15 protein-coding genes are annotated in these 13,611 nt (G+C 68.6%); 5 read left to right on the top strand and 10 right to left on the bottom strand.

Annotated elements, in window-relative coordinates; genetic code table 11:
* Positions 1-158: 158 nt before the first annotated feature.
* Positions 159-383, top strand: coding sequence for a helix-turn-helix domain-containing protein (locus tag MMF96_RS05695; RefSeq protein WP_256882846.1), 225 nt, complete (start codon positions 159-161; stop codon positions 381-383).
* A gap of 132 nt (positions 384-515) precedes the next feature.
* On the opposite strand, the gene MMF96_RS05690 is transcribed toward MMF96_RS05695, so the two are convergent.
* Both MMF96_RS05690 and MMF96_RS05685 read right to left on the bottom strand, forming a co-directional pair.
* Positions 516-986: an NUDIX domain-containing protein gene (locus MMF96_RS05690; protein ID WP_176617925.1), complete on the bottom strand. Its 471-nt coding sequence runs from the start codon at positions 984-986 to the stop codon at positions 516-518.
* A 135-nt stretch (positions 987-1,121) separates the two neighbouring features.
* The gene (locus tag MMF96_RS05685) at positions 1,122-1,637 is read right to left on the bottom strand and encodes an A24 family peptidase (protein WP_176617924.1); all 516 of its coding nucleotides are present in this window, start codon (positions 1,635-1,637) and stop codon (positions 1,122-1,124) included.
* A 69-nt stretch (positions 1,638-1,706) separates the two neighbouring features.
* On the opposite strand from MMF96_RS05685, the gene MMF96_RS05680 reads away from it, so the two are divergent.
* Positions 1,707-2,495, top strand: coding sequence for a hypothetical protein (locus MMF96_RS05680; RefSeq protein ID WP_256882845.1), 789 nt, complete (start codon positions 1,707-1,709; stop codon positions 2,493-2,495).
* Positions 2,496-2,553: 58 nt separating this feature from the next.
* Here the strand turns inward: MMF96_RS05680 and MMF96_RS05675 are convergent, their stop codons facing one another.
* The 4 genes from MMF96_RS05675 to MMF96_RS05660 all read right to left on the bottom strand — a co-directional run bounded on the left by MMF96_RS05675 (position 2,554) and on the right by MMF96_RS05660 (position 6,540).
* Positions 2,554-3,483: a DMT family transporter gene (locus MMF96_RS05675; protein ID WP_256882844.1), complete on the bottom strand. Its 930-nt coding sequence runs from the start codon at positions 3,481-3,483 to the stop codon at positions 2,554-2,556.
* 114 nt (positions 3,484-3,597) lie between these two features.
* Positions 3,598-4,926, bottom strand: coding sequence for a PhoH family protein (locus MMF96_RS05670; protein ID WP_256882957.1), 1,329 nt, complete (start codon positions 4,924-4,926; stop codon positions 3,598-3,600).
* 167 nt (positions 4,927-5,093) lie between these two features.
* Entirely contained in the window at positions 5,094-5,714 is a 621-nt protein-coding gene (locus MMF96_RS05665; RefSeq protein ID WP_256882843.1) for a YoaK family protein, read from the bottom strand.
* A 43-nt stretch (positions 5,715-5,757) separates the two neighbouring features.
* On the bottom strand, positions 5,758-6,540 hold the full coding sequence (locus tag MMF96_RS05660) for an isoprenyl transferase (protein ID WP_176617920.1): 783 nt from the start codon (positions 6,538-6,540) through the stop codon (positions 5,758-5,760).
* 152 nt (positions 6,541-6,692) lie between these two features.
* Between MMF96_RS05660 and MMF96_RS05655 the strand changes: the two genes are divergently transcribed.
* Positions 6,693-7,352: a hemolysin III family protein gene (locus MMF96_RS05655; RefSeq protein WP_176617919.1), complete on the top strand. Its 660-nt coding sequence runs from the start codon at positions 6,693-6,695 to the stop codon at positions 7,350-7,352.
* 105 nt (positions 7,353-7,457) lie between these two features.
* Here MMF96_RS05655 and MMF96_RS05650 read toward each other — a convergent pair whose 3' ends face one another.
* From MMF96_RS05650 to mca, 3 genes are all read right to left on the bottom strand, one after another.
* Positions 7,458-9,668 (bottom strand): thioredoxin domain-containing protein, encoded by a 2,211-nt coding sequence (locus MMF96_RS05650; protein WP_256882842.1) that lies wholly within the window; start codon positions 9,666-9,668, stop codon positions 7,458-7,460.
* 21 nt (positions 9,669-9,689) lie between these two features.
* Positions 9,690-10,052, bottom strand: coding sequence for a hypothetical protein (locus MMF96_RS05645; protein WP_256882841.1), 363 nt, complete (start codon positions 10,050-10,052; stop codon positions 9,690-9,692).
* Positions 10,053-10,126: 74 nt separating this feature from the next.
* Positions 10,127-11,029 (bottom strand): mycothiol conjugate amidase Mca, encoded by a 903-nt coding sequence (gene mca / locus MMF96_RS05640; RefSeq protein WP_371131029.1) that lies wholly within the window; start codon positions 11,027-11,029, stop codon positions 10,127-10,129.
* Between the two features lie 211 nt (positions 11,030-11,240).
* Between mca and MMF96_RS05635 the strand changes: the two genes are divergently transcribed.
* Entirely contained in the window at positions 11,241-11,606 is a 366-nt protein-coding gene (locus MMF96_RS05635) for a DUF4307 domain-containing protein (RefSeq protein ID WP_256882840.1), read from the top strand.
* Positions 11,607-11,751: 145 nt separating this feature from the next.
* The gene (gene greA / locus MMF96_RS05630) at positions 11,752-12,243 is read left to right on the top strand and encodes a transcription elongation factor GreA (RefSeq protein ID WP_176617914.1); all 492 of its coding nucleotides are present in this window, start codon (positions 11,752-11,754) and stop codon (positions 12,241-12,243) included.
* Between the two features lie 97 nt (positions 12,244-12,340).
* On the opposite strand, the gene ilvA is transcribed toward greA, so the two are convergent.
* Positions 12,341-13,579, bottom strand: coding sequence for a threonine ammonia-lyase (ilvA, locus tag MMF96_RS05625; protein ID WP_256882839.1), 1,239 nt, complete (start codon positions 13,577-13,579; stop codon positions 12,341-12,343).
* Between the last annotated feature and the right edge of the window lie 32 nt (positions 13,580-13,611).

Here is a 13,611-nt window from a genome sequence, read left to right as displayed (position 1 = left end):
CCACAAGCAGGTACCGCACGGGAAAAAGCAGGTAGCACCACTTCTGTTGCGGTCCTTGTAGTTGCCGCTAACATGTGGACCACGTGGGGCCGGTGGTTGGCGGTGCCTGCGTCTGGTTGGCCGTCGCGAACACGATGGGCACTGCGGCTGGAGGGGCAATGGTTGATCTGCAGAGATTCGAGGACGCGCATTACCTCACGGTGGCCGAGGTGGCCCAGGCGATGCGCGTGTCAAAAATGACCGTATACCGGATGGTCCATGCCGGTGACCTGCCTGCCGTGCGGTTCGGCCGATCGTTCCGCGTGCCTGAACGGGCGGTGGAGGAATACCTCGTCGCCGAGCAGCACGCGGCGGCTCCGGTCCACCGGGTTCGGGGCTCCTGACGGGGCAGCCTGGCCAGTCCAATTCGAAGCGAACAGCCGGCGGGCAGGCGGGCGTCCAAAAAAAATTTGGCGGTGCAGCTCGTGCGGGCCGGCGGGCAGCCAGGTCACCGAAGCTGCACCGCCGGTCCCGGCTCAGCGCTGGAAGTGCGGCTCGCCGTCGAACGCCAGGGCCCGCTGGATGCAGGCAAGGTGGCCTGGGCGCAGGGGCGGCAGCTCCGCGGGGTCGAACCAGCCCACGGCGAGGGATTCGTCGTCGTTCACGCGGGCGGTGCCGCTGACGTGGCGGCAGATGAATTCGATGTTCAGGAAGTCGCAGACGTCGCCGTTGGGGAAGGTCACCGGGCCCACGGCGGCCAGGCCAAGCAGGTGCTCGATCTCGGCCACGACCGCGGTTTCCTCGAAGATTTCCCGCAGCATGCCCGGGCCGGGTTCCTCGCCCGGTTCCAGGATGCCGGTGATCAGCGCCCAGCCGCCGGTGTCGGAGCGCTCGCCCAGCAGGACGCGCCCGTCCGCGTCGAACACGACGGCGCGCACGCCGGGCAGCCAGAGCGGGTCATGGCCGATCTTCTTGCGGAGGTTGACGATGAATTCCGGTGAGCCCATGCCTCCAGCCTAGCGGGACGAAAGAAGCCCCCGCTGGACAACTAGGTCGCAGTAGTTGCCGTTTTCGGGCCCGTTTCCGCCCGAATTCTGTCATAACTGCGACCTGGTTGAGTCCCGGGGCGCGGGCGGGGCGGTTCAGACGGCGGGGACCAGCAGCATCGTGCCCATGGCGCCGGCCAGCATGGACGGTCCGAACGGGATGCGGGACCGGGCGGTGCCGCGACGGGCGGCGATCAGGGCGATGCCCCAGAGCCCGCCGGCCACAAAACCGGCCGCCGCGCCAAGCAGGACGTGGTTCCACCCCAGGAACCCGAGGTAGAGGCCCAGCAGGCCGGCCAGCTTCACGTCGCCATAGCCCATGCCCGTCGGATGCACGGCCCAGAGGACCCAGTACAGGGCACCCAGGGCCAGCAGCCCGGCCAGGGCCCGCCACAGGTGGCCAGGCTGTCCGGACAGGAGGGCGCCGGCCCCCAGCAGTATCCCGGCCACGGGGTAGGCCGGCAGGACCAGCCGGTCAGGCAGGGTGTGGGTGCGGATGTCAATCACGCTCAGTGCGGCTGCGAGGAACAGCAGGTACAGGCACGCGGCGGCCGCGCAGGCAGCGGCAACAGCCTGGGAGGCCTCCCACATTTCCAGCAGCCGGGTCACCATAGCCGTGATCCTACGCCATCGCGGAACCGCACGCGGCGGCATTTCGCGCTCCCGGCGTAAGCTGTGGATATGACCGGTGTGCCCATGACCCCCGACACCTTCCGCCACTTGTGCCGGTCGTCGCCGTGGCGCTGGCAAAGCCTGCGGTTTGAGCTCCACCGGCGTGATTCCGCCGCCGTCCGGGAGGAACGCGCCCGGGCCGGGCAGCCGGCGTCGGGCCCGGTGGTGGCGGCCATGAACTTCTGGGTGCGGCGCCCCGGCGCCCTGCGCGTGGAGACGCTGGAGGGGCAGCTGCTGGCGAGCACCACCAGGATCAACGAGTCCAAGGATTCGCTGTTCATCAGCGGCAACCGCAAACCGTGGCTGCTGCGGCCCAGCCTGGTCAACCCCGTCAAGGACGCCGACGGCTTTGTGGTGCGCCGCCCCGAGGCGCTCTACGGCGAGCCCGCCTACGGTTCCGGGCGCTTTGCCGCCGCCCTGGACCCCGTGGAGCTGGCGGGTGAACGGCCGGTGCCGTTGGAGAAGCCCTTTGCCAACGTGGCCGAGATCTCCGACATCGCCATGGTGGACCACCACGGCCGGCCCGCAGTGGATGCCATCCTCACGGCCAATCCGTCCTACATGCCGCTCTTTCCCGACGCCCCGCTGCTGTACCCCGGGCGGACGGCCGTGCGGATCGACCTGGAGACGGCCGTGTGCGTCGCGAGCCAGTCGCTCGACGGCGACACCTCCGGGGCGGGGCACGCCATGATCCTGCGGGGCATCGACGAATACATGCTGGACGACCTCTTCGAGGAGGTCAGCATGGGCCTGACCGACGTGCGGGCCCACATCCCCTGGGACCTGCCCGGTTCGTAGGCCTGCCCCGCTAGCGGGCGCGGCCGGAGGAGGCGTGCACCGGCGCCGGGTTCCGCCGTCAGGGCGCGGCGGCGATGACGACGGCGATCAGGGTCAGCGCGGTGCCGAGCACGGTGGCCGTGCCGACCGCCGCCACGGGTGACGGGAAGGCAAGGTCAAGCAGCACGGAGCCGACCAGCTGGCCGGCCACGCCTCCCAGTCCCAGCAGCAGGACGCCGATCCGCCGAACCAGCGCCGCACTGAGGAAGACCACCACGATGCCCAGCGGCCCGGCGGAATAGAGCCACCAATCGTGCGGCAGGGCGTGGGCCGGCGGGGAGAACGGCAGCTTGATGAGCCACGCGGCCAGCAGCACCACGGTGCCGGCGGCGAAATTGGTCAGCGTGGGGGTCAACGGCGTGCCCGCCACGGCCCCGATACGTCCGTTCATCGCCTGCTGGAAACCGTAGAACAGGCCCGCCAGCAGGGGCAGCAGAAGAAGTGCGGGGGCGCCGGGACCGAGCGTGGTGAACTTGGCGGAGACGGCCCAGGCCACCGCGGCCAGCGTCAGCACCGAGCCGGCCAGCCGCGGGGCTGTCAGCCGCTTCCGGCCGCCGGCACCGAAACCCACCCGGTCCACCAGCAACCCGCCGACGGTCTGTCCGGCCACCAACGCAATGGTGAACAGCGCGACACCCACCGTCCCGACGGCGACCCCCTGGCCCAACACCAGCGAGGCACCAATCGTGCCGGCCGCCAGGTACCAGGGCGGCAGCTCGCGGCGGGACAGGGCACCGCGCAGGGCCGACGCCCCGGCCCGCCCGGCCCGCGTGCCCAGCGTCAGCAGGACCATGACCAGCAGCCCGGAGCCGAAGCTGACCAGCGCGGCCGCCAGCCCGTCGTCCAGCCGCTGCCCCATGGTTCCGGTGATGCGGGACTGCAGGGCGAGGGCCAGCCCCGCCACCATGGCCAGGCCGAGTCCGGTCGGCAGGGGAACGTGTCGGGGCATGGGGTTGATTCTATCCCCGGAACCGCCTGCCCCAGGACGTCCTGCCCAACGCCGAAGGGGCCCTTGACGGTGAAACATCCCCGTCCAGTGCCCGTTGGCGGGGCGGCGCCGCGGCTAGATTTCGGCCCGCTCCAGCATCTCAGTCACGAGCGCGGCGATGGGCGAGCGCTCCGAACGGGTCAGCGTGACGTGGCCGAAGAGCGGGTGCCCCTTGAGCGTTTCGACGACGGCGGCGATCCCGTCGTGGCGGCCGACGCGGAGGTTGTCCCGCTGGGCGACGTCGTGGGTGAGCACGATCTTGGAATTCTGGCCGATCCGGCTCATGACGGTCAGGAGCACGTTCTTCTCCAGCGACTGGGCCTCGTCAACGATCACAAAGGAATCATGCAGCGAACGGCCGCGGATGTGGGTCAGCGGCAGCACCTCGAGCAGTCCCCGCTCCATGATCTCGTCCATGACCCGGTCGCTGACCACCGAGCCGAGCGTGTCAAAGACGGCCTGCGCCCAGGGGTTCATCTTCTCGCCCTCCGAACCGGGAAGGAAGCCCAGCTCCTGGCCGCCCACGGCGTAGAGGGGGCGGAACACCACCACCTTGCGGTGCTCGTTGCGTTCCAGGACCGCCTCAAGCCCGGCGCACAGGGCCAGTGCGCTCTTGCCCGTGCCGGCGCGGCCGCCCAGCGAGACGATGCCGACGTCGGGGTCCATGAGCAGGTCCAGGGCCAGGCGCTGCTCGGCGGAGCGGCCGTGGAGGCCGAACACCTCCCGGTCGCCCTTGACGAGGCGCACCTGCTGGTCCGCACCCACCCGGCCCAGCGCCGACCCGCGGTTGCTGGTGAGCACCAGGGAGGTGTTGACGGGGAGCACGGCCGCCTCGGGGATGGCCACCTCCTCGTGGTTGTAGAGCGCCGCCATCTCCTCCTCGGTGGTGTCGATCTCCGCCACGCCGGTCCAGCCGGAGTCCTTGACCAGTTCGTTGCGGTATTCGTCCGCCGCCAGCCCCATGGCCGACGCCTTCACGCGCATGGGCACGTCCTTGGACACCAGGGTGACGTTCATGCCCTCGTTGGCCAGGTTCTTCGCGACGGCCAGGATGCGCGAATCGTTGTCCGTGCCCCGGAATCCCGCGGGAAGCACCTCAGCGGAAATGTGGTTGAGCTCCACACGGAAGGTCCCGCCGTCGTCCCCCAGGGGAATGGGGCTGGCCAGGCCGCCGTGCTGTTCGCGGAGTTCGTCCAGCAGGCGCAGCGCCGTGCGGGCAAAGTAGCCCAGTTCCGGATCGTGGCGCTTGGATTCCAGCTCGGAAATGACCACGATCGGCACAATCACCTCGTGCTCGGCGAAACGCAGGATGGCCCGCGGGTCCGAAAGAAGCACGGACGTGTCAATTACGTAGCTGCGCAACCCGGTGGGTGCCGCCTGCGGGGCATGCTGTTCGAGTTTCATCGTCTCAACCACGTCGACTCCAGCCTTTCCAGGCCTGCCGTGCACCTGGAACTCAATAGGTACGTCGGGCGGAGTTGCCCTCCGTTACTGCCCAAGGTACCCGCGTGGAAGGGAAGGCCTGGGGCGCCACGCGCAACGGGCCGGCGAACGCGGGGTGAACACTTCGGCTAGACGGTCTCCGGCGTCCGGGAGCGGACATTGACCGCCATGGCCAGCACAAAAATTCCCACGGAAACCCACAGGGCGTTGAGGTTGAACGCAAAATACGCGAATCCGCCCACAATCGACCCCATGGTCAGGGACAGCCACAGGAAGAGGTAGCGGACCCAGCCCAGCCGGTCCTCCCCGGCCAGGGCCGCCGCCATCCGCTGGCCCATCTTCACCAGCGTGCCGGTCATGTAGGTCAGGCCGATGCTGACCTCGCCGTCGCGTTCAAAGATGACGTTTTCCGCACCCATGGCCAGCGCCATGACCGGCGGCGCCAGCCAGACAGCCAGGTCCAGGTCATAAAGTACGACGGCGGACCCCAGTGCCGCCGCCACGTACAGCAGGACCCACATCCGTTTGCGGGACGGGACCAGCCGGCGCAGGATCGAGGCCGAGATGACCCCGGCCGTAAACGCCCCCACCAGCCCCATCGCCAGCAGGAAGCCGAGCGGGTGGCCCTCGGCCAGGGCTGCGCCGGCGCGGGTGGAGTTGCCGCTCATGAAGGAGACGAAGTACCCGCCGAGGTGGATGAAGCCGACCGCGTCAACAAATCCGGCGGCCAGCGACAGCGCACCGGCCATGACGACTTCATTCCTGTGGTGTCTTTGCATGGCAGCGTTGCGGCTAGGCGCCGAAGCGGCGGCTGCGTCCGGCGTAGTCGCGCAGGGCCCGCAGGAAGTCGATGCGGCGGAACGCGGGCCAGAGTGCTTCGCAAAAATAAAATTCGCTATAGGCGCTTTGCCACATGAGGAAGCCGGAGAGGCGCTGCTCCCCGGACGTCCGGATGACCAGGTCCGGGTCCGGCTGGCCGCGGGTGTAGAGGAACTTGGAGATGTCGTCCACGGTGAGGGTGTCCGCAACCTCCGCCATGGTGCGCCCCCGGGTGTCGGCGTCGTGCAGGAGCTCACTGACGGCGTCGACAATCTCGCGGCGGCCGCCATAGCCGATGGCCATGTTGACGTGGATGCGTTCCTTGGCGGGCACGCGCGTGGTGAGCGAGGACAGGCGCTTGGCCAGGTAGTCGGGCAGCAGTTCCGGGGCGCCCATGGCGTGGACGCTGATGTCGGCGTCGGCGTCGAGCAGGTCAAGGGTGTTGGCGATGATGCCCATGAGTTCGTCGAGTTCCTCGGGCGAGCGGCTCATGTTGTCCGTGGAGAGCATGTAGAGCGTGACCACCTTGATGCCCAGGTCCTGGCACCAGCCCAGGAATTCGAGGATCTTGTCCGCACCGGCCTGGTGGCCCTGGCTGGTGGGGGCGTTGAACTGCCGTGCCCACCGGCGGTTTCCGTCCACCATGACGCCGATGTGCCGGGGGACGCTGCTGAGGTCCAGGGACCTGCCCAGGCGCCGTTCATAGTAGTTGTACAGGAATTTGGGCATCCGGACGGGGCCGGAAAACAAATGCATGGGTGGTGCGCCAGACCTTCCGGATCATGGCCAGGCGGCCGGGGAAACTTGCTAACCCTAGGTTACCCGCCGGTCCCCGGATTTGCGGACAGGCTGTGGACGCGTGCTGCCGGCCCTGGGCTGCCGGCGGATGGCTGGCGGGCGTCCCGACTATGATTTCGTCTATGACACCCCCTCCCTTGGCCGACACAAAACCGAGCTGGCGGGGTTGGCTGCACGCGGGAACCGCCCCCGTGGTGCTGGTGGCGGGCCTGGTGCTGGTGCTGCTGGCACCGGGTGGCACGGCCAAGGTGACCACCGCCATTTACACGTTTACGGGGGTGCTTTTATTTGGCACAAGTGCGTTGTATCACCGGCTTGATTGGCAGCCGCGGGCCAAGAGGCTGCTGAAACGGCTGGACCACAGCAACATCATGCTGGTCATTGCCGGCACCTACACGCCGCTGTCGGCGCTCATGCTGCCGCAGCCCACCGCCACGCTTTTGCTGCGTTTGATTTGGACCGGCGCCGTGCTGGGCGTGGTGTTCCGCGTGCTGTGGGTGGGCGCGCCGCGGTGGCTGTATGTGCCCCTCTATGTGCTCTTGGGCATCACGGCGCTGTTCTTCCTGCCCCAGTTTTGGGCGGCCGCCGTTGCCCCCACCCTGCTGATCTGCCTGGGCGGGGTCTTTTACATAGCGGGGGCCGTCATCTACGGGATCAAGCGGCCCAACTTCAGCGCACGGCACTTTGGCTTCCATGAGCTCTTTCATGCCCTGACCGTGGCCGGGTTCGCGTCCCATTTTGCGGCCGTGGCCCTGGTGCTGTTCCCCTGATCCGCAGCGCACCGCGGGAGCGTTGGCCGAAAGCGCCCCGGTTGCAACCGGGGGTCATGGGAAAGCGCCCCGGTTGCAACCGGGCGTTGGGGGACGGGCGGGCGGCTAGAGGAGCCGGGCCAGCTCTTCGACGGAGGCGGCCGGGCGGGCACACACCATGTTGCGGCACACGTACGCCAGCGGCGGGCCGCCGGCCGGTGCTCGCCCTTCCAGCAGCGGCACGGCGGGCGCACCGGTTCCATCCCAGACGGCCACCACCATGCCGGGCGACGGCGACGCCCACGCCCGCCGGAGCAGCGACTCCCGCTCCGGGCCGGGCGCGCCCACAACGGCCGTCTCCACGGGCCCGGCCGCCAGGGCCTGCCCCACGGCCAGCAGGCCGCCGGCGGACCGGGGTGCGCGCCGGGCGAGCTCCGGCAGCGTCGCCAGCAGCCTCTCCGCCAGCACGCGGTGCTCCGTGGATCCCGTGTACGCGGCAAACGTGGCCAGCGAGCCGGCCAGCAGTGCCACGGGCCCGGTGGTCGCGTTGTCGAACGGGTCGGCAAAACGCGCGCCGGCCGGGGCGCCGCCCAACGCCGCGCCGCCGGCGCTGTTGAACACCGTGCCGTCCTGGACAAACTTCTGCGCGGCGGCCAGCAGCGCTGCCGCAAAATCAAACCACTGGCCGTCGCCGGTCGCGGCATAGAGCGCCAGGAAGCCGTCCGCGCAGGCGGCGTAATCCTCCAGCAGCCCCTCGATCCCCTGCGCCCTGCCGTCATGTGAAACCCGCCGCAGCATCCCGCCGTCCCAGTGGACCCGGCGTACATACCGCCCCAGTTCCACCGCGTCACCCAGCCAGCCAGGTTCGTCCAGCACCATGGCGGCCTCGGCCAGGGCTGCCAGGAGCATGCCGTTCCACGACGCCACCACCTTGTCATCCCGCGCCGGCATGGCGCGCGCGGCCCGCTGTTCGCGCAGCCCGGGAAGCAGGCGCTCCCACGCGGCGCGTTCGGCAGCCGTCAGCGCCCGGCCGGGGTGCAGCGGCCCCGCGCCGGAGGCCGGAATCCCCATGAAATGCCCGACGGCGGACGCGGCTGCCGCCCCTTCCGCGCCTGCCGCCCGGCGCAGCTCCGCCAGGCTCCACTTGTAGCTGGCGCCTTCACGGTGGACGCCGTCCACCACGGTGTCGGCGTCGAGCGAGGAGGCAAACGCCCCGCCGGGCAGCCGAAGCTCGGCCAGCAGCCAGGTGACGGTTGCCGCCACGGCCCGGCGGGCCTCCGCCGGCGGCAGCGGCACGGGCCTGGCCGTGGCGTGGATGTGGTGTACCGGTTCCACCGGCGCGGCGGCCTCCAAGGCGGCAAGCCCTTCCGGCCGTGCCTCTGCCAGCCGCACCCAGTGGACCAGGACGCGCAGCAGCCCGGCGTTGTCGTACAGCATTTTTTCGTAGTGCGGTTCGGACCAGTCCGCCGTGACGCTGTAGCGGGCAAAGCCGCCGCCCACCTGGTCGAACAACGCGGAATTGACCATGGCGCCAAGCGTCCTGCCGGCCAGTCCGAACGCCTGGCGCGCGGACTCCCCCGGACCGGCTGCGTGCCGGACAAGGAATTCGAGCCCGGGCGTGGGCGGGAACTTTGGGGCCGTGCCGAATCCGCCCTGGACGGGGTCTTCGGCCGCGGCCATCGCCACCACCGCGCCGGCCGCGGCGGCGGACAGCGACCGCGCCCACACGGCAGGATCGGAGCCTTCGGGGCTCACCGGACCGGCGCCCGGACCGGCGGCCGCGCCGGTGGCCGGACCTGTGGCCGCGCCCGCAGCTGCCCCGTCAGTGCGCACCCGCCACACGGGATCCGCCAGGGCCGCCGCCACGGCAGCGGCGGTGGCCTGGACCTCCTCCGGCCGCTGCGTCCAGGCCTCGACCACCGCCTCCAGCACCTGCCGGAAGGACGGCCGGCCGGAGAGCTGCTGCGGCGGAAAATACGTTCCGGCGTAAAAAGCCTGGCCCGAAGGCGTCAGGAAAACGCTCATGGGCCAGCCGCCCTGCCCGCTCAGGGCCTGGGTGGCCGCCATGTAGGCATCGTCCACGTCGGGGCGCTCCTCGCGGTCCACCTTGATGGAGACAAAATGCCCGCGGAGATAGGCGGCAATGGCCGGGTCCTCGAAGGATTCCCCGGCCATGACATGGCACCAGTGGCAGGCGGCATAGCCGATGGACAGGAAAACCGGAACGTTGCGGGCCCGCGCCTCAGCAAAGGCCGCCTCGTCAAAGGGCTGCCAGTCCACCGGGTTTCCGGCATGTTGGCGCAGGTAGGCGCTGGGTTCGCCGGCCAGCCGATTCATGGCTTCCCCCTGGTTGCTGTCCTAGTCCTGGTCCTGGTCCGCTTCGGGCTTAGGTGCATCCGGCGCATCCCCGGCCAGGGTGTCGGTGCGCTTGGCACCTGCTGCACGGGCGGCGTCGTTGGTCATGATGGGAATGCCCAGGTGCCCGGCAGCCGGGCCGTGTGGGCCGTCCATGGCAGCCTCAGCGACCTGGGCCCGGTAACGGACGCGGCGGATGCGCTTGACCATGTCGCGGATCAGGAAAAACATGATGGCCACGATGAAGGCCATGGCCAGGAAGCCCAGGAAACCGGGGCCGGTCGTGTCGTAGGTGAAGTCCTTCGTGAGGGCGGGGACCGTGGGGCTCGGGGCCGGTGTGGCGGCGAGCAATATCAATGAGTGCACAATTCGTCTTTCGTTTCATCCCCCGCAGGCGGTTGTCCCGGAAGGCTTGGCGCCGTGCGGGACGTGTCCACTATCTATCGTAGGCCAGCAAACAGGTCGTTTTCCGGCAGGATGGACTGAACGCGGGATTCGATGAGCGAATAGTCCTCCCACGGCCACACCTTCCGCTGCATGTCCGGGCTGACGGCGAAGAAAAAGCCGTCCGGGTCCACCTGGGTGGCATGGGCGCGCAGGGCCTCGTCGCGCTTTTCAAAGAATTCGCCACAGTCCACCTGCGTGGTGGTGGGATGGGTGCCCGCCGGCGGGGTGTGGCCTTCGGAATCCGCCTCCAGCCAGGCAGCCAGCCGCTGGGCGTACGGGGACGCCAGCCCGGCCTCCTGCAGGGCAAAGTGGAGGGCGCGGAAGCGCTGCGGGTTGAAGGCGAGGTCGTAATACAGCTTCTGCGGCGTCCAGGGCTCCCCCGTGCCCGGATACTTCTCCGGGTCCGCGGCAGCGTGGAACGCCTCCACGGCCACCTTGTGGGCCATGATGTGGTCCGGGTGGGGATAGCCGCCTTTTTCGTCGTAGGAGACCATCACGTGCGGCCGGAAACGGCGCACCAGTCGCACCAGGGGCGCGGCGGCAATCTCCAACGGCTTCAGGGCAAAGCAATTGACGGGCAGCGGCGGGAGCGGGTCGCCCTCGGGCAGGCCGGAGTCGGTGAACCCCAGCCATTGGTGCTCGATGCCCAGGATCTTTGCCGCCCGGGCCATCTCCATCCTGCGCGCGCCGCCCATGTCGCGGGCCGCATGGGCCTCGCCCACCATGGCCGGGTTCTGGATGCCGCCGCGTTCCCCGCCGGTGCAGGTGGCAACCATGACCCGTTCCCCCGCCGCCACATAGGATGCCATCATGGCCGCACCCTTGCTGGCTTCGTCATCGGGGTGGGCGTGGACGGCCAACAGGCGCAGGGGTTCGGTGGTGTGCCCGTTGTTGATGGTCACGTCGGCTACCTTCGATTCTTAGTGCTGTGTGGGCGAAAAACGTGTGCGGGAATAAACGCTAAACTTGTCCTGTCCTTAACGCCCCTTCCAGGGCGGCCAGCCCCCGGCCCAGCCGTGGATCAAGACACCAGTGGATGCAGTGACAAATTCTGAAACTCCCGCAACTAACAGCCTAGCCAATCGGTACGGCACGCCCAAGCGGACCATGTCCAGGCGGACGCGCATCCTGGTGCTGTCCCTCGTGGCCGCATTGGGCCTCTTCTGGGTTTTTTGGGCCACGGTGGCAAACAACTCGGGCGTTTCCAACAAGCTTGTCAGCTACAACGTGGTGGATTCCACCCTCGCCACGGTGGACCTGGCCGTGACCAAGGATCCGGCCACCACGGCCAAGTGCTCACTCGAGGCGATGAACGATTCCTACGCCGTGGTGGGCTACAAGGTGATCACCATCGGCCCCGGCGGTGCGAACACGCCTGACGGCCGGACAATGCCGGTACGCGCCCAGGTCCGCACGGACTCCCTCGCCGTGACCGGGGTGGTCGAGGATTGCTGGATTGTGCAGCAGCCGTAACATTCAACACCCCCCATTCTTGGGTTTATCCGGCTTGTTGACTAAACTTGTCATTATTATCTTCACCCCGCTTGGTTAACCGTGGAACCACTACGGAACCGCTGTGAGCGGGGTCTTTGTTTTATGTACCTTCGAGGAGAACTTCGTGCCTACCACTAACAGTCCGTCCGCTGCCTGGCTGACCAAGGAAGCCTTTGACCGGCTTCAGGCGGAGCTGACGCAGCTTTCCGGCCCCGGCCGCGCCGAAATCGTCGCCAAGATCGAACAGGCCCGCTCCGAGGGGGACCTGAAGGAGAATGGCGGCTACCACGCTGCGAAGGACGAACAGGGCAAGATCGAGGCCCGCATCCGCCAGTTGAGCGAACTTCTGCGCACCGCCCACGTGGGCGAGGCCCCGGCCGACGACGGCATTGTGGAGCAGGGCATGGTGGTTGGCGCCACCATCGCCGGCGACGAAACGACGTTCCTGCTCGGCAGCCGCGAAGTGGGCGCCGGGGACCTGGAAGTCTACAGCGAACGCTCCCCCCTGGGCATGGCCATCATGGGCCACAAGGTGGGCGACACCCTCAGCTACGTTGCACCCAACGGCAAGACGATCGAGGTTGCGATCCTCTCCGCCAAGCCCTACGACAGCTAGCCACACCCCCCCCTCAACTGGGTCGCAGTTGTTACAGAATTCGCCCGATTTTCGGCGCAGATCCTGCAACAACTGCGACCCAGTTGTTTAAGCGGGGCTAGTGGACCACGATCGGCTGGAAGCCTTCGGAGCGCAGTGCCGTAAGGACCTGCTCGCAGTGCTCGTGGCCCTTCGTTTCCAGGTTCACGGTGATGGAGACGTCGCCCATGGAGATGGAGCCGCCCACGCGGGTGTGGTCCACGCCGGTGACGTTGGCGTCGTTCTCGGCGATGATCCTAGAAATGGTGGCCAGCGAGCCGGGCCGGTCGTTGAGCATCATGCGCACGGTCATGAACCGTCCGGCGGCGGCGAGGCCGCGCTGGATGACCTTGAGCATGAGCATGGGGTCGATGTTGCCGCCGGAAAGGATCACCGCCGTGGTGCCCGGGTTCTCAATCTTGCCTTCCATCAGGGCGGCAACGCCCACGGCGCCGGCCGGTTCCACCACCATCTTGGCCCGTTCCAGCAGGAAGATCAGCGCCCGGGCCAGGGAGTCCTCGCTGACCGTGATGACGTCGTCGACGAGTTCACGGATGATCGAGAACGGCAGCTGCCCGGGCCGGCCCACGGCAATGCCGTCGGCCATGGTGGACACCTTCGTCAGCGGCACCAGCGCGTCGGCGGCCAGCGAGGGCGGGTAGGCTGCGGCGTTTTCGGCCTGCACGCCGATCACCCGGATCTCCCGGCCCAGTTCCTTGGCCCGCGCCTTCACGGCCACGGCGACGCCGGCCAGCAGCCCGCCGCCGCCAACGCCCATGATGATGGTGTCCACGTTGGGGACCTGGTCCAGGATTTCCAGGCCGATGGTGCCCTGCCCGGACACCACGTCCACGTTGTTGAACGGGTGGACAAAAACGGCGCCGTGCTCAGTGGCGTAGCGTTCGGCCTCGGCCAGTGACTCGTCCACGTTGTAGCCGTGCAGCACCACCTCGGCGCCATGCCCGCGCGTGGCCGCCAGCTTGGGCAGGGCCACGCCCACGGGCATGTAGATGCGGGCCTTGATGCCCAGCGCCTTCGCCGCCACGGCCACGCCCTGGGCATGGTTGCCGGCCGACGCCGCCACCACGCCGCGCGCGCGTTCCTCCGGGGTGAGCCGCGCCATGCGCACATAGGCCCCGCGCACCTTGAACGACCCCGCACGCTGCAGGTTCTCGCACTTGAAGAACACCTCGGAGCCGGTGATCCGCCCCAGCGCCCGCGAACTCTCGATCGGTGTGAGCGCAATAATTTCCTTCAACAGCTCCCGTGCGGCCTCCACATCGGCAAGGGTTACTGGAAGGGTGCTGGTTGCGTTCACTGTGTTATCTCTTTCCATGGTTGTTGCGGGGG

Source organism: Arthrobacter sp. STN4 (assembly GCF_024539665.1).
GTDB lineage: Bacteria > Actinomycetota > Actinomycetes > Actinomycetales > Micrococcaceae > Specibacter.
The sequence above is the reverse complement of the archived record's forward strand: the minus strand, read 5'-3'. Positions and strand labels throughout refer to the sequence as shown.